Raw genomic sequence first — 18148 nt, 5'->3', positions numbered from 1 at the left:
AGGGATAAAAATGCTTATGGTGCTGGGCTTTTTTGTGTTTGAACGGCGCACCCTGCCGCATCAGTCAATGCAGTATTCGAAGGACTACCGGTGGGTGTCAAATGATCGTATCGGCAAGCCACCGGCTTACCAGTATCTCGGGGAGGGTGAAACCTCGCGCACCCTGTCGGGCACGCTTTACCCTGAAATCACCGGCGGTCGTTTGTCACTGACGGCCATCGAACTGATGGCCGACGAGGGGCGCGCATGGCCGCTGATTGACGGAACCGGCATGATCCACGGGATGTATGTCATCGATAAAGTGACCCACAACCACACCGAGCTTTTCAGCGACGGCGCAGCGCGAAAAATCGAGTTTAGCCTGTCGCTTAAGCGGGTGGATGATTCGCTCGCGGCCATCTACGGCGACCTGAAAACGCAGGCTGATAATCTGGTTACGTCTGCCGGTAACTGGCTCGGGGGGCTGGCAGGATGATAACGGGAATGAACATTCAGGCTGGCGCGCGCATCGCCCCTGACTTTATGCTCACGCTCGATGGCGCAGATATTACACAGAATTTCAGCGACCGGCTTATCGGGCTGACCATGACCGACAATCGCGGATTCGAGGCTGATCAGCTTGATATCGAGCTTGATGATTCTGACGGGCTGGTCGAGCTGCCGCCGCGCGGGGCATCGCTGACACTGTGGCTGGGCTGGCAGGGCTCGGCGCTGATAAACAAAGGGAGTTTCACGGTCGACGAAATCGAGCACCGGGGCGCGCCTGACAGGCTGACCATCCGGGGGCGCAGCGCGGATTTTCGTGGGACGCTGAACTCGCGCCGCGAGCAGTCATGGCACGACACCAGGCTCGGGGTGATTGTTGAGGCTATCGCGCAGCGTAACAAACTGACGGCCAGCGTGGCTGATACCCTGAAATCTGTTGCTGTGCCGCATATCGACCAGTCTCAGGAATCCGACGCGGCGTTTTTGTCCCGACTGGCGGATCGTAACGGGGCAACGGTTTCGGTCAAGGCCGGGAAATTGTTATTCCTGAAAGCCGGTAGCGCGATGACGGCCAGTGGTAAGCCTATCTCACAAATGACCGTCGAACGCGGTGACGGCGACCGCCATCAGTTCGCCATTGCAGACCGTGAGGCTTACACCGGCGTAACGGCGAAATGGCTGCACACCAGAGACCCGAAACCGCAAAAGCAAAAGGTGAAGCTCAAACGCAAACCCAAAGAGCAGCACCTGCGTGCGCTGCAGCACCCGAAGGCCGCCAAAACATCGGCAAAGGCTAAAAAGAAAAAGGAGCAGGAAGCGCGGGAAGGTGAGTATATGGCCGGTGAGTCCGACAATGTTCTGGAACTCACGACCATCTACGCGACAAAGGCGCAGGCCATGCGCGCAGCTCAGGCGAAGTGGGACAGGATACAGCGTGGGGTGGCGGAATTTTCGATTACACTCGCCACTGGCCGCGCTGATTTATTTCCTGAAACACCGGTTGCGGTAAAAGGCTTTAAGCGCGTTATAGACGAACAGGCGTGGATAATCAGCCGTGTGGTGCATAGCCTTAACGGGAACGGCTTCACGACGGGGTTAGAGCTTGAGGTTAAGCTCTCCGATGTTGGCTATGACTCGCTGTTAGAAAACTGACGAAGTGTTACTAACGCTTTAAGGCAGCATTAATCTCCATAGTTTGACATGTCCTTTGACTCTAGAACACATTAGCTATCCCCGCTATTGCGGGGATTTTTTATAGTAAAAAGCCATCGGTCACATTCAAGAATTGATATCTATCAGATAATTAGTAGATTATTTTAAACATCGTTAAATGCAATGGTCTCACAATGGAAAAAGTAATAATTAAACTTGATAGGCGCTGGGAGTTAGCAGAGTTTGCGGTATTTACGAAAGAGTATCTGCAATTATATGGCTTCTTTTACGCCTTACAGTGCCGTTCAAGAGAGGTTACCAGTCCAACTGAAAAGGATGGTGAGGTATGGGGATATTCTACGATGCCCTGGGAAGGCGGTCATAGTGTTGTGAATTTTTTCAGAGGGGTTTACACCTCGACGCCACCGGACTATCGCCCTGTAGTGAAGAAAATTCAGTATGCCTCTCCCGGCTTTATAGAGCTTTCCGCACTCACTGACATTGCCTGGCAGATTGCAGAACTTGTCGCTGCCGTCGCTGCAAGCATCTTTACAGCCAATAAAGTTTACGATCGAGTAATGCGTACATATAGGCAAAGAGAGTGGGCAAAACTAAAATCTGACAAACTACGCTTGCAGAACCAAGAACGTGAAATTCAACTCGTAGCCAGCTCTGTGAAAGCGCTTGAAAAGGTTATGGGACTGAGTGAAGAACAGCATAAATATCTTGTCCGGCTTTCAGGCGCAGACGAACTAGTACAGCTAAAGATGCTACTAGCTGTATTCAGAAGAGCGACCCCTCTTGCCGAGCTTCAAGAAAGTGGAAAGGCTGACTTTAAGGGCGAGAACGATAAAGGTGGTAAAGCACCACAGCACCCAAACTGAAAAAACAAGTCAAAACTTGCAAATGCAACATTAAGGTTTATCATCCCCATAAACATGCCAGTCGGGGAAAAAACTATGATGCATTGCCCGTTATGCCAAAATGCCGCACATGCTCGCACCAGTCGATATCTGAGTACTGAAACGAAAGAACGTTACCATCAATGCCAAAATATCAACTGCGGTTGTACATTTATCACATTCGAAACGCTCTCGCGTTTTATAGTAAAACCGGGAGCTGTTGATCCAGCGCCACCCCACCCTGTCAGAAACCAGCAACAGCAACTCTGGCTTTAAACCTGCTTCGGCAGGTTTTTTTATATCTGTCGCCATCGAGCCAATCTCTGCCGCCAATTTGCCGCCACCACCAATAAAAAAGGGGCTAGCAATTCGCCAACCCCTTGTTTTACAACACGCTTTGGATGTAGCGTGAATGCGTTATCAGTTAAGACGCTCTTTGATACGAGCAGACTTACCAGTACGCTCACGCAGGTAGTACAGTTTAGCTTGACGAACAGCACCACGACGTTTGACAGAGATGCTGTCAACTACCGGAGAGTGAGTCTGGAAGACACGCTCAACGCCTTCGCCGTTGGAAATTTTACGAACAGTGAATGCAGAGTGCAGACCGCGGTTACGAATAGCGATAACCACGCCCTCAAATGCCTGCAGACGTTTTTTGGAACCTTCAACAACCCATACTTTCACTTCCACGGTATCACCCGGACGGAAGGAAGGTACGTCCTGCTTCATCTGCTCTTGTTCAAGTTGCTTAATAATGTTGCTCATAATTTAATCTCTTATCCTGGGTAAACTGATATATCGGGAGCGTGTTACGCATGCCCATCATGTTTATGTTGCTGTTGTGCGTGTTCCGTTTTGAACTCCGCCAGCAACCTTGCTTGCTCTTCAGTCAGAGCCAGGTTTTCCAGAAGTTCAGGTCTTCTAAGCCAGGTACGGCCCAGCGACTGCTTCAAACGCCAGCGACGTATCTCAGCATGGTTCCCCGACAGTAACACCGCCGGTACTTCCATCGTCTCTAACACTTCAGGTCGGGTATAGTGTGGACAGTCCAGCAATCCATCGGCAAAAGAATCTTCCGTTGCCGAAGCTTCATGCCCCAGTACCCCCGGAATGAACCGGGAAACGGAGTCGATCAGCGTCATTGCTGGTAACTCACCACCACTGAGAACGTAATCGCCGATTGACCATTCTTCGTCAATTTCGGTTTGGATCACGCGCTCATCTATGCCTTCGTAGCGACCACACACCAGAATCAGTTTTTGATTCGTTGCCAGTTCGCTAACGCCCGCTTGATCAAGCTTGCGTCCCTGAGGTGACAGATAAATCACCTTTGCGCCTTCACCCGCCGCGCTTTTTGCTGCATGAATAGCATCCCGCAAGGGTTGCACCATCATTAACATCCCCGGTCCGCCGCCGTAAGGACGATCGTCCACGGTACGGTGCCGGTCATGCGTGAAGTCCCGAGGACTCCAGCTCTGGATGCTCAGCAGGCCATTTTTTACTGCCCGGCCAGTTACCCCGTAATCGGTAATTGCGCGGAACATTTCAGGAAACAGGCTAATTATGCCAATCCACATAGCGCCGTCTTTTACCGTTTATCCGGTGGTTTAAAAACCAGGATCCCAATCTACTTCGATAGTACGAGTAGCGAGATCGACTTTCTTGATAACCTGCCCATCGAGGAACGGTACGAGACGTTCCTTGATACCAAACGCATCTTTCAGGTTTGCCTTAATGACGATGACGTCATTTGATCCGGTTTCCATCATATCGACGATTTTACCGAGATCGTAGCCTTCAGTGGTTACTACCTGGCAGCCCATCAGGTCTTTCCAGTAGTAGGTTCCCTCTTCAAGCGCAGGCAACTGCGAAGAATCCACGACAATTTCGCAATTGGTCAGCAGATTCGCAGTATCACGATCGTCAACGCCTTTCAGCTTGATGATCAGATCCTGATTGTGGTGCTTCCAGCTTTCCAGCTGTACTTGCTGCCACTGACCCGCCTTCTGGATAAACCAGGGCTGATAGTCAAAAATGCTTTCGGCGTCTTCAGTGGAAGAAAACACTCTGAGCCAACCACGAATACCGTAAGAAGAACCCATTTTCCCCAGAACTATGGGTTCAACAGGGACTTGTGCGGCGAGTTGCTTGCTCATCATGACCACCGTGACAGATTAAGCTGCTTTGTTTGCTTCTTTGATCAGCGTAGCTACGCGATCAGAAATAGTCGCGCCCTGGCCAACCCAGTGAGCGATGCGATCCAGATCCAGGCGAGTGCCTTCTTCTTTTTCGCTAGCGATTGGGTTAAAGAAGCCAACGCGCTCGATGAAGCGACCGTTACGTGCATTACGGCTGTCAGTAACAACAACCTGGTAGAACGGACGCTTTTTAGCGCCGTGACGAGCTAAACGAATAGTTACCATAACATCCTCTTGTGTGAATAGAACACCCGGGCCCCATCGAGGGACGGGGCCCGGGTGTCATATTAAAAGCCCGAAAATTTTACTCATTTCTGGGGAAATTGCAATCAGCATATGCTTCACATATGCCAAACAAGGGATATAAGGCGTATATCGGTGCAGCCAGTTTAGTTCCGGCGTGCGCGCAAAAAGCGGAGCGTACATGCAGTACGTGAGCATTTTGAGCACACCCCGGGGCTAAAATGGTAAACAAGATAGCCTTATTCCCTTGTTTTTAGCGGCCAGGGAACCCGGGGGGCATCATCCCTTTCATACCACGCATCATTTTCGCCATACCGCCTTTCTTCATTTTCTTCATCATGCGCTGCATGTCGTCGAACTGTTTCAGAAGACGGTTAACGTCCTGTACCTGCATGCCGCAACCGGCTGCGATACGACGTTTACGGGAACCTTTGATGATTTCCGGCTTGGCGCGCTCTTTCAGGGTCATCGAGTTGATGATGGCTTCCATACGCACCAGCACTTTGTCATCCATCTGCGATTTGACGTTGTCAGGAATCTGCCCCATGCCCGGCAGCTTGCCCATCAGGCTCGCCATTCCGCCCATGTTTTTCATCTGACGCAGTTGGTCAAGGAAGTCGTTCAGATCGAAGCCGTCGCCTTTTTTCAGCTTGCTGGCCAGTTTCTCAGCCTGCGCGCGGTCAACTTTGCTTTCGATATCTTCGATCAGCGACAGCACATCGCCCATGCCGAGAATTCGGGAAGCGATACGGTCCGGATGGAACGGCTCCAGCGCTTCAGTTTTCTCGCCGACGCCGAGGAACTTAACGGGCTTACCGGTGATATGGCGAATAGAGAGCGCCGCACCGCCGCGGGCGTCACCGTCCACTTTCGTCAGTATCACACCCGTTAACGGCAGCGCTTCGTTAAACGCTTTTGCCGTATTGGCGGCATCCTGACCGGTCATGGCGTCAACCACAAACAGGGTCTCAACCGGATTAATCGCGGCGTGTACCTGTTTGATTTCGTCCATCATCGCTTCATCAACGTGCAAACGACCGGCGGTATCCACCAGCAGCACGTCGTAGAATTTCAGCTTCGCTTCTTTCAGCGCCGCATTAACGATATCAACCGGCTTCTGACCTACGTCAGATGGGAAGAAATCGACGCCAACTTGCTCAGCTAACGTTTCCAGCTGTTTGATCGCCGCCGGGCGATAGACGTCGGCAGAGACAACCAGCACTTTCTTCTTGTGCTTCTCGCGCAGGAATTTACCCAGCTTACCGACGCTGGTCGTTTTACCTGCACCCTGCAAACCCGCCATCAGCACGACAGCTGGTGGCTGTGCAGCCAGATTCAACGTCTGGTTTTCTTCGCCCATTGCCGCAACCAGTTCGTTACGGACAATCTTGACGAACTCCTGCCCTGGCGTCAGGCTCTTGTTAACTTCATGACCAACCGCTTTCTCTTTTACGCGATTGATAAACTCACGCACTACCGGCAGCGCAACGTCAGCCTCCAGCAGCGCCATGCGCACTTCGCGCAGCGTCTCTTTAACGTTGTCTTCAGTAAGGCGTCCACGGCCACTGATATTGCGCAGTGTGCGCGACAAACGATCGGTTAAATTATCAAACATTGTCTCTCGCCTGGGGTGGAAACGGTTGGTCGCTAGCGCGACACATCTACAGAATTTTGCCGCAGTATAACATGAAGCCGTCTTTGTTGTTATGCAACGGTTGGAGCAGCGGTCACGTAACGCTATACTGCTTCTCTTCCTACTGGCCAACTGTCGACACTTAATATGCCCGTTTTTGCCCTGCTCGCCCTTGTCGCCTATTCCATCAGCCTTGCGCTGATCGTTCCTGGTCTGCTGCAAAAAAACAGCGGCTGGCGGCGTATGGCCATTCTCTCCGCAGTCATCGCGCTGGTGTGTCACGCGTTCGCGCTGGAAGCCCGCATTCTGCCTGGCGACGGCAGCGGACAAAACCTGAGCCTGTTAAACGTTGGCTCGCTGGTCAGCCTGATGATTTGCACCGTGATGACCATTGTTGCCTCACGCAATCGCGGCTGGCTTTTGTTGCCTATCGTCTACGCATTTGCGCTGATCAATCTGGCCTTCGCCACGTTCATGCCGAATGAGTACATTACTCACCTCGAAGCAACGCCAGGCATGATGATACACATCGGATTGTCGCTGTTCTCTTACGCAACGCTCATTATTGCTGCGCTGTATGCCTTACAACTGGCGTGGATTGACTACCAGTTAAAGAACAAAAAGCTGGCCTTCAGTAATGAAATGCCACCGCTGATGAGCATTGAGCGCAAAATGTTTCACATCACGCAGATTGGCGTCGTACTGCTGACGCTGACTCTTTGTACTGGTCTGTTTTACATGCATAACCTGTTCAGCATGGAAAATATCGACAAGGCGGTGCTCTCCATCGTGGCATGGTTTGTCTATATTGTCCTGTTGTGGGGGCATTACCATGAAGGCTGGCGCGGACGCCGTGTCGTCTGGTTTAACGTTGCTGGCGCGGGCATTCTGACAATGGCCTATTTTGGCAGTCGTGTATTGCAGCAGTTTGTAAGCTAAACCCTCTAAGGAGTTTCCCCTGGAACATATTTCCACCACCACGCTGATCGTCACGCTGATCATCATGGTGGTTATCTCAGCCTATTTTTCCGGCTCCGAAACCGGAATGATGACGCTGAACCGCTACCGCCTTCGTCATCTGGCAAAACAAGGCAATCGCCCTGCAAAACGCGTGGAAAAATTGCTGCGCAAGCCGGACCGTTTGATCAGTCTGGTGCTGATCGGCAATAACCTGGTGAATATTCTGGCGTCGGCGCTCGGCACGATTGTCGGTATGCGACTGTACGGTGATGCTGGCGTAGCGATCGCCACCGGCGTGCTCACTTTTGTGGTGCTGGTGTTCGCGGAAGTCTTACCAAAAACCATCGCCGCGCTGTACCCGGAAAAGGTCGCTTATCCAAGCAGCTTCCTGCTTGCGCCATTGCAGATACTGATGATGCCGCTGGTCTGGCTGCTCAATACCATTACCCGTCTGCTGATGCGAATGATGGGCATCAAAACGGATATCGTTATAAGTAGTTCGCTGAGTAAAGATGAACTGCGGACCCTTGTGAACGAATCGCGCTCGCAAATTTCCCGTCGCAATCAGGATATGCTGCTGTCGGTGCTGGACCTGGAAAAGGTCAGCGTTGACGACATTATGGTTCCGCGCAACGAGATTATCGGGATCGACATCAACGACGACTGGAAGTCGATTGTGCGTCAGCTTTCGCACTCGCCGCACGGGCGCATCGTGCTCTATCGTGAGTCACTGGATGATGCCATAAGCATGCTGCGGGTTCGTGAAGCCTGGCGACTGATGTCGGAAAAGAAAGAGTTCACCAAAGAGACGATGCTGCGCGCCGCCGATGAAATTTACTACGTACCGGAAGGAACACCGCTCAGTACGCAGCTGGTAAAATTTCAACGTAATAAAAAGAAAGTCGGTCTGGTGGTCAACGAATACGGCGATATTCAGGGGCTGGTGACGGTTGAAGACATTCTGGAAGAGATTGTTGGTGACTTCACGACCTCCATGTCCCCCACCCTGGCAGAAGAAGTGACGCCGCAAAATGACGGTTCGGTAATCATTGACGGTAGCGCCAACGTTCGTGAAATCAACAAGGCGTTTAACTGGCATCTCCCCGAAGACGATGCCCGGACGGTAAACGGCATTATCCTGGAAGCACTGGAAGAGATCCCGATAGCGGGTACCCGCGTACGTATCGGTCAGTACGATATCGATATTCTCGACGTGCAGGACAATATGATTAAACAGGTGCAGGTATTGCCGGTAAAACCGCTGCGGGAAAGTGTGGCGGAATAAGGTCAGGAATTGTAGGCCGGGTAAGGCGTCAGCCGCTACCCGGCACTATGAGAGGCAGATTAGCCCTTCGCTTTTGCCACGGTGACCATGGCAGCACGAATGGTACGACCGTTCAGCGTATACCCTTTTTGCATCACACCCAGTACATTGCCCGGCGTAACATCTTCAGATTCCACCATAGCAATCGCCTGATGCACGTTCGGATCTAACGGTACGTTGACGTCTGCAATCACTTCAACACCAAATTTACGCACAACATCCAGCATGGATTTCAGCGTCAATTCAATACCTTCCACCATAGATGCCATGTCCGGGTTAGCTTTATCGGCCACTTCCAGCGCACGATCCAGGCTATCCACTACCGGCAGCAGCTCATTGACGAATTTTTCCAGCGCAAACTTGTGCGCTTTTTCTACGTCCAGCTCAGTACGGCGGCGCAGGTTTTCCATTTCCGCTTTGATACGCAACACGCTGTCACGTTCACGCGTCTGGGATTCAGCAAGCTGAGCTTCCAGATTCGCAATTTTTTCATCGCGCGGATCCACCTGCTCAGCAGAAGCGTCTGGTTCAACCGCCTCAACTTCTTCGTGCTGATCCATGATAATTTCTTCCGGGGCTTGCCCCTCAGGCGTTTTCTGTTCTTTACTACTCATGAATTTCTCCGCGTTTTTTTCGCATTCATCTCGCTAACTTCGCTTATTATGGGGATCAGATTCAGGGATTCAAGGGAAGCACTCACATTGTCATCAATCTTCGCTACAAGGACCTCGAGAAAATGAATAATCATTTCAAGTGTATTGGCATTGTGGGACATCCACGTCACCCCACGGCACTGACCACACATGAAATGCTCTACCGTTGGCTATGCACCAAAGGTTATGAGGTCATCGTGGAGCAGCAAATCGCCCATGAATTACAGCTCAACAATGTGCAAACCGGCACGCTTGCGGAGATTGGTCAACAGGCTGACCTCGCGGTGGTGGTCGGCGGCGACGGCAACATGCTCGGCGCGGCGCGCACCCTCGCGCGCTATGACATCAAGGTCATCGGCATCAACCGCGGCAACCTCGGATTCCTGACTGACCTTGACCCTGACAACGCCCTGCAGCAGTTAGCCGATGTGCTGGAAGGCCACTACATCAGTGAGAAACGCTTCCTGCTTGAAGCCCAGGTGTGCCAGCAAAACTGCCAGAAGCGCATCAGTACCGCTATCAACGAAGTGGTTCTGCACCCTGGCAAAGTCGCGCACATGATCGAGTTCGAAGTCTATATTGACGAAATTTTTGCGTTTTCTCAGCGCTCCGATGGATTGATTATCTCCACCCCTACGGGTTCCACGGCCTATTCGCTCTCCGCTGGCGGCCCCATTCTGACCCCCTCGCTGGACGCGATCACTCTGGTGCCCATGTTCCCCCATACGCTCTCGGCTCGCCCGCTGGTAATCAACAGCAGCAGTACGATTCGCCTGCGTTTTTCGCATCGCCGTAACGATCTTGAGATCAGCTGCGACAGCCAGATTGCGCTTCCTATACAGGAAGGAGAAGATGTCCTGATTCGCCGCTGTGATTATCACTTGAATCTGATTCACCCTAAAGATTACAGCTATTTCAATACATTAAGCGCCAAGCTGGGCTGGTCAAAAAAATTATTCTAATTTAGCGCCAGGCTCTTTACTGTATAAAAAACCAGTTTATACTGTACGTAATTACAGTTATGGTTTTTCATACAGGAAAACAGCTATGTTGGCACAACTGACCATCAGCAATTTTGCTATCGTTCGTGAACTCGAGATCGATTTTCAGAGCGGAATGACCGTCATCACCGGTGAAACCGGGGCGGGTAAATCCATTGCAATTGATGCGCTCGGCTTGTGTCTGGGCGGACGGGCCGATGCCGACATGGTGCGCGTTGGCGCCTCGCGCGCCGATTTGTGCGCCCGTTTTTCTCTGAAAGATACCCCGGCCGCGCTACGCTGGCTCGAGGAAAATCAGCTTGAAGAGGGCCGCGAGTGCTTGCTACGTCGCGTAATCAGTAGCGATGGTCGCTCACGCGGCTTCATCAACGGTACCGCCGTTCCCCTGTCGCAACTGCGCGAACTCGGCCAGTTGCTCATTCAAATTCATGGTCAACACGCACATCAGCTCCTGACCAGGTCTGAGCATCAAAAAAATCTGCTTGATGGCTACGCGAACGAATCCACGCTGATTCAGGAAATGGCTGCGCGTTATCAACTGTGGCATCAAAGCTGCCGCGATCTGGCGCATCACCAACAACAAAGCCAGGAACGCGCCGCCCGGGCCGAATTGCTGCAATACCAGCTAAAAGAGCTTAACGAATTCAATCCACAACCCGGTGAATTTGAACAAATAGACGAAGAGTACAAACGTCTGGCCAACAGTGGGCAATTGCTCACAACCAGCCAGAATGCGCTGGCAATCATGGTCGACGGCGAAGACGTTAATTTGCAAAGTCAGTTGTATACGGCAAAACAGCTGGTCACTGAACTGGCCGATATGGACGGTAAACTTTCTGGCATTCTCGACATGCTGGAAGAAGCCACAATTCAGCTTAGCGAAGCCAGCGATGAACTGCGCCACTACTGTGACCGTCTGGATTTAGATCCCAATCGCCTGTTCGAACTGGAGCAGCGGATTTCAAAGCAGATCTCACTGGCCCGTAAACATCACGTTAGTCCGGAAGCATTGCCGCAATTTTATCAGTCTCTGCTGGAAGAACAGCAGCAGCTTGACGACCAGGCTGACTCTCTGGAAACCCTGACACTGGCAGTAAATAAACATCATCTTCAGGCGCTGGAAACAGCGAAAGCGCTGCACGGTCAGCGTCAGTTGTATGCGCAGGAATTGGGGCAACTCATTACCGAAAGCATGCATCTCCTTTCCATGCCGCATGGGATTTTTGCCATCGACGTGAAGTTTGACGAGCACCATTTAAGTGTGGACGGTGCTGACCGTGTTGAATTTAAGGTCACCACAAACCCGGGGCAACCTATGCAGCCGATTGCTAAAGTGGCCTCTGGTGGCGAACTGTCACGTATTGCGCTGGCTATTCAGGTGATCACGGCACGTAAGATGGAAACCCCAGCGCTCATCTTTGATGAAGTGGATGTGGGTATCAGTGGTCCAACCGCTGCGGTCGTCGGTAAACTGCTGCGTCAGCTTGGTGAGTCTACTCAGGTGATGTGCGTCACCCACTTGCCGCAAGTAGCGGGATGTGGTCATCAACACTTCTTCGTCAGCAAAGAAACCGACGGCGCAATGACCGAGACGCACATGCAACCACTGGACAAACGTGCACGACTGCAAGAGTTAGCACGTTTACTCGGTGGTAGCGAAGTGACGCGCAATACCCTCGCAAACGCGAAAGAACTGCTGGCGGCGTAAACTTTTTTTCACCTTCAGGGTCAGAGTACACAACGAAATCGCCGTAAGAGCCGACACCAAAAGGTTTTAAAGTGGTGAAAGGTCTATTATCATCGGCATATTACATATGAGCCGCGTACTGCTCGGGCCCGAAAAGGAATCAAATCACTATGCGCTGTAAAACGCTGACTGCTGCCGCAGCAGTACTACTGATGTTGACTGCAGGCTGTTCCACTCTGGAGCGAGTGGTTTACCGTCCTGACATCAACCAGGGGAACTATCTGACACCTAACGATGTATCCAAAGTACGTGTCGGCATGACGCAACAACAAGTTGCTTATGCTCTGGGTACTCCAATGATGTCCGATCCGTTTGGCACAAACACATGGTTTTATGTGTTCCGTCAGCAACCAGGGCACGAAGGTGTGACGCAACAAACACTGACGCTGACCTTTAACAGCAACGGCGTGTTAACTAACATCGACAACAAGCCAGCACTGACCAGCAATAAATAAGCTCGCAAATATCAAAAAAGGTGCTCGATGAGCACCTTTTTTATTGTGGCTGTCATCTCACAGCTACTTATTGCCTGACTTTTCTGCGCGCTGTCGCCGCAACTCTTTCGGGTCAGCAATTAATGGCCGATAAATCTCAACCCGATCACCATCATGAACCGCATCGGCAAGTTTTACCGGGCGACTATAGATACCAACTTTGTTCTTCGTAAGATCGATATCGGTGCGTAATTCCAGCAACCCGGAAGCACGGATAGCCTCTTCAACCGTCGCGCCTTCTGCCAGCGTCACACGCTGCAGATACTGTTTCTCAGGCAAGGCATAGGCGACCTCTACGACAATTTTAGCCGGCACTGTAAACCTCTTTAGCGCGAACGGTGAAAGCCTGCACCATGTTGGAGGCCAGCTCCTTGAAGACACGCCCAAACGCCAGCTCAATAAGCTTATTGGTAAACTCAAAATCAAGCTGAAATTCAATGCGACACGCTTCATGACTCAACGGTGTAAACTTCCAGCCGCCAATCAGTTTTTTAAACGGCCCATCGACCAGATGCATCAGGATGCTCTGATTATCCGTCAGTTGATTACGCGTGGTGAACGTTTTGCTGATCCCCGCTTTCGAGACGTCCACTGCCGCAGTCATCTGCCCTGGCATCGACTCCAGAACACGACTGCCAATGCAGCCCGGTAAAAACTGGGGGTAGGACTGAACATCATTCACTAACTGATACATCTGCTCCGCACTGTAAGGTACCAAAGCTGTCCGGCTTATCTGAGGCATAGTTATTTCCATCAACATAAATCGAACAAATAATACCATTTATCATCTGGTAAAAAAAACGCTATACCTCCGGTCAGGTGCTTGCGGGTTCATGCTAAGATAATGCCTTCCCCCCGCAGGATGATAATGGGGTGTTTTTCGATTCCAGATTACCTATACTGAGCGGCATTATGACGAAGAAAAAAGCACACAAACCTGGCTCAGCCACCATCGCGCTTAACAAACGCGCCCGACACGAATACTTTATCGAAGAAGAGTTCGAAGCTGGACTTGCCCTGCAAGGTTGGGAAGTCAAATCCCTGCGCGCGGGCAAAGCCAACATTGGCGACAGCTATGTGATCCTGAGAGACGGCGAAGCATACCTGTTTGGCGCCAACTTCACGCCAATGGCTGTAGCCTCTACGCACGTCGTGTGCGATCCGACCCGTACCCGTAAACTGCTGCTTAATCAGCGTGAGTTAGACTCTCTCTATGGCCGCGTGAACCGGGAAGGCCACACCGTTGTGGCGCTCTCCTTGTACTGGAAGAACGCCTGGTGCAAAGTGAAAATTGGCGTCGCGAAAGGTAAAAAACAGCACGATAAACGTTCGGATGTGAAAGAGCGTGAATGGCAGTTGGATAAAGCCCGTATCATGAAAAATGCGGGACGATAACCGCCAGCCAAACTTTGTGGCCAGTATCATGATTGCAACTGGCCACTCCTCAATACTCACCTCCTGGCAATATCCCCAAAATTTAACCAGCAACGACAACCTGCGTTGATCGTCAGTAAGCGGAAACCGTCTCTGACGCTCTGAATAAACCGCATAACCGCATGAAATAAGCGCTATATGAGCGCTAAGCGACCAGATACAGACTGGCATTGAGCTTCACAAATCTGTTATACTTGCTTTAACACATTGGGGCTGATTCTGGATTCGACGGGATTCGCGAAACCCAAGGTGCATGCCGAGGGGCGGTTTGCCTCGTAAAAAGCCGCAAAAAAATAGTCGCAAACGACGAAAACTACGCTTTAGCAGCTTAATAACCTGCTCTGAGCCCTCTCTCCCTAGCTTCCGCTCTTAAGACGGGGATCAAAGAGAGGTCAAACCCAAAAGAGATCGCGTGGAAGCCCTGCCTGGGGTTGAAGCGTTAAAACTAATCAGGCTAGTCTGGTAGTGGCGTGTCTGTCCGCAGGTGCCAGGCGAATGTAAAGACTGACTAAGCATGTAGTACCGAGGATGTAGGAATTTCGGACGCGGGTTCAACTCCCGCCAGCTCCACCAAAATTCTCCATCGGTGATTACCAGAGTCATCCGATGAAGTCCTAAGAGCCCGCACGGCGCAAGCCCTGCGGGCTTTTTTGTGCCTTGAATTTGTCCCGCGAAGTCTGATGCCAACTAATTAAATCCGAACCTTTTAGGCACCTTGTTAGGCACCTCATAAAGCTTTATTGTTTTTGAGGTGCCTAAAACTATGGAAACCCGGCAATGGCAAGACAAACCAAACCTCTATCCGTTAAAGAAATCGAATCTGCTAAACCCAAGGAAGCGGACTACGTTCTCTATGATGGCGATGGCCTTGAGCTACTTATCAAATCCAGCGGGAGTAAAATCTGGCAGTTTCGCTACATTCGCCCTGTCACCAAGAAACGTGCGAAGAAGAGCATAGGCCCCTACCCGTCAGTTACGCTTGCCGATGCCAGAAACTACCGGGCAGAGTCACGCTCTCTCCTGGCGAAACAAATCGATCCACAGGAACATCAGCAAGAACAACTTCGTAGTTCGCTTGAAGCTAAAACCAATACTTTCCAACTCGTGGCTGAACGATGGTGGAATGTGAAGAAAGCCAGCGTGACAGAGGACTATGCCGACGATATCTGGCGCTCTCTTGAAAGAGATGTCTTTCCTGCAATTGGCGACGTTAGCGTTACAGATATTAAAGCTCACACACTGGTTCAGGCCGTCCAACCAGTTCAGGCCAGAGGAGCACTGGAAACCGTTCGTCGCCTGTGCCAACGCATTAATGAGGTCATGATCTATGCCCAAAACACAGGGCTGATTGATGCTGTTCCCAGCGTTAATATCGGTAAAGCCTTCGAGAAGCCTCAGAAAAAGAACATGCCCAGCATTCGACCGGATCAGCTACCTCAACTGATGCAGACAATGCGAACAGCCAGCATTAGCCTTTCCACACGCTGCCTGTTCATGTGGCAACTTCTTACTATTACCCGCCCTGCCGAAGCGGCTGAAGCTCTCTGGGAAGAGGTAGACATAGAAGCGCGAGAGTGGAAGATCCCTGCAGCACGCATGAAAATGAACCGCGACCATACTGTTCCATTGTCAGATGAAGCAATTGCGATACTGGAGATGATGAAGCCGTTAAGTGGAAATCGAGAATTTATCTTTCCCAGCCGCATCAAGCCAAACCAGCCGATGAACAGTCAGACCGTAAACGCATCGCTAAAACGCGCAGGTTTTGGTGGGGTGCTCATTTCACACGGCCTGCGATCTATCGCCAGTACAGCCCTTAATGAACAAGGCTTTCCGCCTGATGTCATTGAGGCAGCACTTGCCCATGTAGACAAGAATGAAGTTCGTCGCGCTTATAACCGCAGCGATTACCTGGAGCAGCGTCGTCCAATGATGCAATGGTGGGCTGATTTCGTTATGGCTGCTGATCACGGAAATATGATTGGAGATGGCATTCGAGGTATAAGGCTTGTCGGCTAATACACGAATAAGCGCTTCATAGGGAGCGCTTATTCTTATTATCCAAATTCACATAAAAGATTACTACAACTGACTAGTTCTTTTTTTTCTGCTTACAGTGTCCTCGAAAGCCTGCCTCACACTTTCAACATTTGTAGACCATGATTTCAAAATAGTATCGGCTAAGGCTTCCTGACTGGTAGTTGGCATTCGGTATTTTTTATCCTGCTTATTAACATTCAATTTTGACTCCTCTATAAATAGCCACAAAGGTTCAATGAGAACATTCACCGCTGCAGCTTTACTTCTCCATCCTTCTTCAGGAGCCAAATCATTGATAAGTTCCACCAGTTTTTCCTGAATAGGTCGATACATTTCAGATTTTTTTATTCCACCGTTTCTTCCTGATCTATTCCTGGTAGATAAAAGTTTAGTTTGTTTATCTACAGAGATCTTATACCAAACCATCCCCATGCTTTTATCAAATAACTCAGATGCTTTTTTAAATGCTTCAAATGCAACATCCTCATTGTCTGATATAACTAATTCACCCCATTTATAGCACTTCTGTGCATACCTAAGGTGAAATTTAAAAAGCTCATCCATAGAGATATATTCAGGAATAATGACAGCAACATTATCTCTCAGAAGTTCAGCCTCCAATGTACTCCAATAACGTTCAATAAGCTTAGCTAACTCGATGCTTTTCTCATTTGATGGAAAGTCCTTATGAGAGTCACTGTAGCTATGCTCCTTCAAATAAGATGATGAATACAATAATATTCCGGGACCAAACTTCTTGGAGTTCCAGACCCGCTCTTTCATCATAGTCAACTCAGCCTGCATGCCTGTATGTTTTTCATCCAGAATTTGGGCATGCTTGCTCCATTCACAGTCTTTCATCTCACTGGAGAGAGCACTGCGTTTTCGACTAATTTCTTCACTAAAAACTTTAATAGAAAACATTTAGCCCCACAATATCAACAAGTTAAACCTGTTAAAAATAAACCTTTGCTAGCCGTATTTTTTCGAAGAATCCTTGCAGCTATTCTTTGCTGGAACCAAACTGAGCTAACAAGAGGCAAACTAGTATGAACACTTCATCAGCAGTCAGGATACTCCGCTTACCTGCTGTTATCCATAAAACTGGTATCTCACGAGCCACGATCTATGACTGGTTGAACCCGAGATCGCCACGCTATGATCCAACGTTCCCAAAGAAAAGAAAGCTTGGAACACAATCAGTTGGATGGCTTGAATCAGAAATTGATGAGTGGTTGTTACATCGTAGTCTTATTAATTAATCTAAAAGAGGAGTTAGATAGGATGTATGTCTAAAAAAAACAGTTCAACGCAAAACATAGAACTCTGTCTTAAATTCCAGACACTTCCCACTTTTGCACAACAGTTAATAAGTTACATAAATTATAAAACAGGAGCTGCCGCCGAGCTTATTTTAACAGTGTTACTTGGGATAATGGCATTTGCTTGCCAGGATAAATTTGATATTCAGCTTAAAAATGGGAAAACCTTTACATCGCTTTATCTTCTGTTTTTAGCAAAATCAGGCAGCAGGAAATCAACAGTATTCAGGTTGTTGATGGAGGAAATCTATCGGCTGGAAAAAGAGTTGAAAGATGATTTTCTGTTAAAGGAGAAAGTTTATGAGCAGAAATACGCATCCTGGGAAGTAGAGTTAAAAGAGTATAAAAAACAATACAGTAAAGCTATTCGTCAGAAGATCGATGTAACTGAAGCGCTTGAAGCGCTGGAGGAGTGCCAAAGAAGAAAACCAGTAGTTCCAGCAAGAAAGTATCTTACTAAGAACGATTCAACAAGTGAGGTGATCCTACCCACGTAATGTGGACACGGCCCTAAGCGAGGTTCTGGTTTTCAAACTGTTCCGGGCTGAGTCCGCCA

At 50.0% G+C, this 18148-nt stretch carries 22 protein-coding genes and 1 other RNA gene; 14 read left to right on the top strand and 9 right to left on the bottom strand.

Annotated elements, in window-relative coordinates; all coding sequences use genetic code 11:
- The first annotated feature begins 10 nt into the window (after positions 1 to 10).
- The 4 genes from AC07NP_RS20510 to AC07NP_RS20495 all read left to right on the top strand — a co-directional run bounded on the left by AC07NP_RS20510 (position 11) and on the right by AC07NP_RS20495 (position 2816).
- Positions 11 to 475 (top strand): phage tail protein, encoded by a 465-nt coding sequence (locus AC07NP_RS20510; RefSeq protein ID WP_494661562.1) that lies wholly within the window; start codon positions 11 to 13, stop codon positions 473 to 475.
- A complete protein-coding gene (locus AC07NP_RS20505; protein WP_494661561.1) occupies positions 472 to 1638 on the top strand; it encodes a phage late control D family protein in 1167 nt (388 codons plus the stop codon). The genes AC07NP_RS20510 and AC07NP_RS20505 overlap by 4 nt, the downstream gene beginning before the upstream one ends.
- Positions 1639 to 1832: 194 nt before the next feature.
- Positions 1833 to 2522 carry a hypothetical protein gene (locus tag AC07NP_RS20500; protein ID WP_494661560.1) on the top strand — a complete coding sequence of 230 codons (690 nt, stop codon included), beginning with the start codon at positions 1833 to 1835 and terminating at the stop codon, positions 2520 to 2522.
- A 75-nt stretch (positions 2523 to 2597) separates the two neighbouring features.
- Complete coding sequence (locus AC07NP_RS20495; protein ID WP_000972009.1) at positions 2598 to 2816, top strand: DNA-binding transcriptional regulator; 219 nt, start codon at positions 2598 to 2600, stop codon at positions 2814 to 2816.
- 144 nt (positions 2817 to 2960) lie between these two features.
- Here the strand turns inward: AC07NP_RS20495 and rplS are convergent, their stop codons facing one another.
- The 5 genes from rplS to ffh form a co-directional block, all read right to left on the bottom strand.
- Positions 2961 to 3308: a 50S ribosomal protein L19 gene (gene rplS / locus AC07NP_RS20490; RefSeq protein WP_203360309.1), complete on the bottom strand. Its 348-nt coding sequence runs from the start codon at positions 3306 to 3308 to the stop codon at positions 2961 to 2963.
- Between the two features lie 44 nt (positions 3309 to 3352).
- Positions 3353 to 4120: a tRNA (guanosine(37)-N1)-methyltransferase TrmD gene (gene trmD, locus AC07NP_RS20485; RefSeq protein ID WP_192613132.1), complete on the bottom strand. Its 768-nt coding sequence runs from the start codon at positions 4118 to 4120 to the stop codon at positions 3353 to 3355.
- Positions 4121 to 4150: 30 nt separating this feature from the next.
- The gene (gene rimM, locus AC07NP_RS20480) at positions 4151 to 4699 is read right to left on the bottom strand and encodes a ribosome maturation factor RimM (RefSeq protein WP_192613133.1); all 549 of its coding nucleotides are present in this window, start codon (positions 4697 to 4699) and stop codon (positions 4151 to 4153) included.
- Positions 4700 to 4717: 18 nt separating this feature from the next.
- Positions 4718 to 4966 carry a 30S ribosomal protein S16 gene (gene rpsP / locus AC07NP_RS20475; protein ID WP_162382693.1) on the bottom strand — a complete coding sequence of 83 codons (249 nt, stop codon included), beginning with the start codon at positions 4964 to 4966 and terminating at the stop codon, positions 4718 to 4720.
- Between the two features lie 271 nt (positions 4967 to 5237).
- Positions 5238 to 6599: a signal recognition particle protein gene (gene ffh / locus AC07NP_RS20470; RefSeq protein WP_203360308.1), complete on the bottom strand. Its 1362-nt coding sequence runs from the start codon at positions 6597 to 6599 to the stop codon at positions 5238 to 5240.
- Positions 6600 to 6764: 165 nt separating this feature from the next.
- Here ffh and AC07NP_RS20465 point away from each other — a divergent pair, with 165 nt between their 5' ends.
- Complete coding sequence (locus AC07NP_RS20465) at positions 6765 to 7556, top strand: cytochrome C assembly family protein (protein WP_203360307.1); 792 nt, start codon at positions 6765 to 6767, stop codon at positions 7554 to 7556.
- Between the two features lie 19 nt (positions 7557 to 7575).
- Entirely contained in the window at positions 7576 to 8862 is a 1287-nt protein-coding gene (locus AC07NP_RS20460; RefSeq protein ID WP_192614393.1) for an HlyC/CorC family transporter, read from the top strand.
- Between the two features lie 59 nt (positions 8863 to 8921).
- On the opposite strand, the gene grpE is transcribed toward AC07NP_RS20460, so the two are convergent.
- Positions 8922 to 9515, bottom strand: coding sequence for a nucleotide exchange factor GrpE (grpE, locus tag AC07NP_RS20455; protein ID WP_203360306.1), 594 nt, complete (start codon positions 9513 to 9515; stop codon positions 8922 to 8924).
- A gap of 122 nt (positions 9516 to 9637) precedes the next feature.
- On the opposite strand from grpE, the gene nadK reads away from it, so the two are divergent.
- The 3 genes from nadK (at position 9638) to bamE (ending at position 12757) form a co-directional block, all read left to right on the top strand.
- A complete protein-coding gene (nadK, locus tag AC07NP_RS20450) occupies positions 9638 to 10516 on the top strand; it encodes an NAD(+) kinase (protein WP_203360305.1) in 879 nt (292 codons plus the stop codon).
- 85 nt (positions 10517 to 10601) lie between these two features.
- On the top strand, positions 10602 to 12263 hold the full coding sequence (gene recN / locus AC07NP_RS20445) for a DNA repair protein RecN (protein WP_494661559.1): 1662 nt from the start codon (positions 10602 to 10604) through the stop codon (positions 12261 to 12263).
- 149 nt (positions 12264 to 12412) lie between these two features.
- Positions 12413 to 12757: an outer membrane protein assembly factor BamE gene (bamE, locus tag AC07NP_RS20440; protein ID WP_192613139.1), complete on the top strand. Its 345-nt coding sequence runs from the start codon at positions 12413 to 12415 to the stop codon at positions 12755 to 12757.
- A gap of 63 nt (positions 12758 to 12820) precedes the next feature.
- Here bamE and AC07NP_RS20435 read toward each other — a convergent pair whose 3' ends face one another.
- On the bottom strand, positions 12821 to 13111 hold the full coding sequence (locus AC07NP_RS20435; RefSeq protein ID WP_203360303.1) for an RnfH family protein: 291 nt from the start codon (positions 13109 to 13111) through the stop codon (positions 12821 to 12823).
- A complete protein-coding gene (gene ratA, locus AC07NP_RS20430) occupies positions 13101 to 13538 on the bottom strand; it encodes a type II toxin-antitoxin system toxin RatA (RefSeq protein ID WP_203360302.1) in 438 nt (145 codons plus the stop codon). Before ratA ends, AC07NP_RS20435 begins: the two co-directional genes overlap by 11 nt.
- Positions 13539 to 13708: 170 nt before the next feature.
- Between ratA and smpB the strand changes: the two genes are divergently transcribed.
- From smpB to AC07NP_RS20415, 3 genes are all read left to right on the top strand, one after another.
- Complete coding sequence (smpB, locus tag AC07NP_RS20425; RefSeq protein ID WP_192613142.1) at positions 13709 to 14191, top strand: SsrA-binding protein SmpB; 483 nt, start codon at positions 13709 to 13711, stop codon at positions 14189 to 14191.
- Positions 14192 to 14439: 248 nt separating this feature from the next.
- Positions 14440 to 14803: a transfer-messenger RNA gene (ssrA, locus tag AC07NP_RS20420) on the top strand.
- 204 nt (positions 14804 to 15007) lie between these two features.
- Complete coding sequence (locus AC07NP_RS20415; protein WP_494661558.1) at positions 15008 to 16249, top strand: integrase; 1242 nt, start codon at positions 15008 to 15010, stop codon at positions 16247 to 16249.
- Between the two features lie 63 nt (positions 16250 to 16312).
- Here AC07NP_RS20415 and AC07NP_RS20410 read toward each other — a convergent pair whose 3' ends face one another.
- The gene (locus AC07NP_RS20410; protein WP_181616842.1) at positions 16313 to 17194 is read right to left on the bottom strand and encodes a hypothetical protein; all 882 of its coding nucleotides are present in this window, start codon (positions 17192 to 17194) and stop codon (positions 16313 to 16315) included.
- A gap of 125 nt (positions 17195 to 17319) precedes the next feature.
- Here AC07NP_RS20410 and AC07NP_RS20405 point away from each other — a divergent pair, with 125 nt between their 5' ends.
- Both AC07NP_RS20405 and AC07NP_RS20400 read left to right on the top strand, forming a co-directional pair.
- Positions 17320 to 17532, top strand: a complete 213-nt coding sequence (locus AC07NP_RS20405) for an AlpA family transcriptional regulator (protein WP_013365117.1) — start codon at positions 17320 to 17322, stop codon at positions 17530 to 17532.
- A 26-nt stretch (positions 17533 to 17558) separates the two neighbouring features.
- Positions 17559 to 18089 (top strand): DUF3987 domain-containing protein, encoded by a 531-nt coding sequence (locus AC07NP_RS20400; protein ID WP_494661557.1) that lies wholly within the window; start codon positions 17559 to 17561, stop codon positions 18087 to 18089.
- The last annotated feature ends 59 nt before the right edge of the window (positions 18090 to 18148 follow it).

The sequence above is a fragment of the Citrobacter sp. GW821-FHT07H02 genome (genome assembly GCF_059418505.1).
The sequence above is the reverse complement of the archived record's forward strand: the minus strand, read 5'-3'. Positions and strand labels throughout refer to the sequence as shown.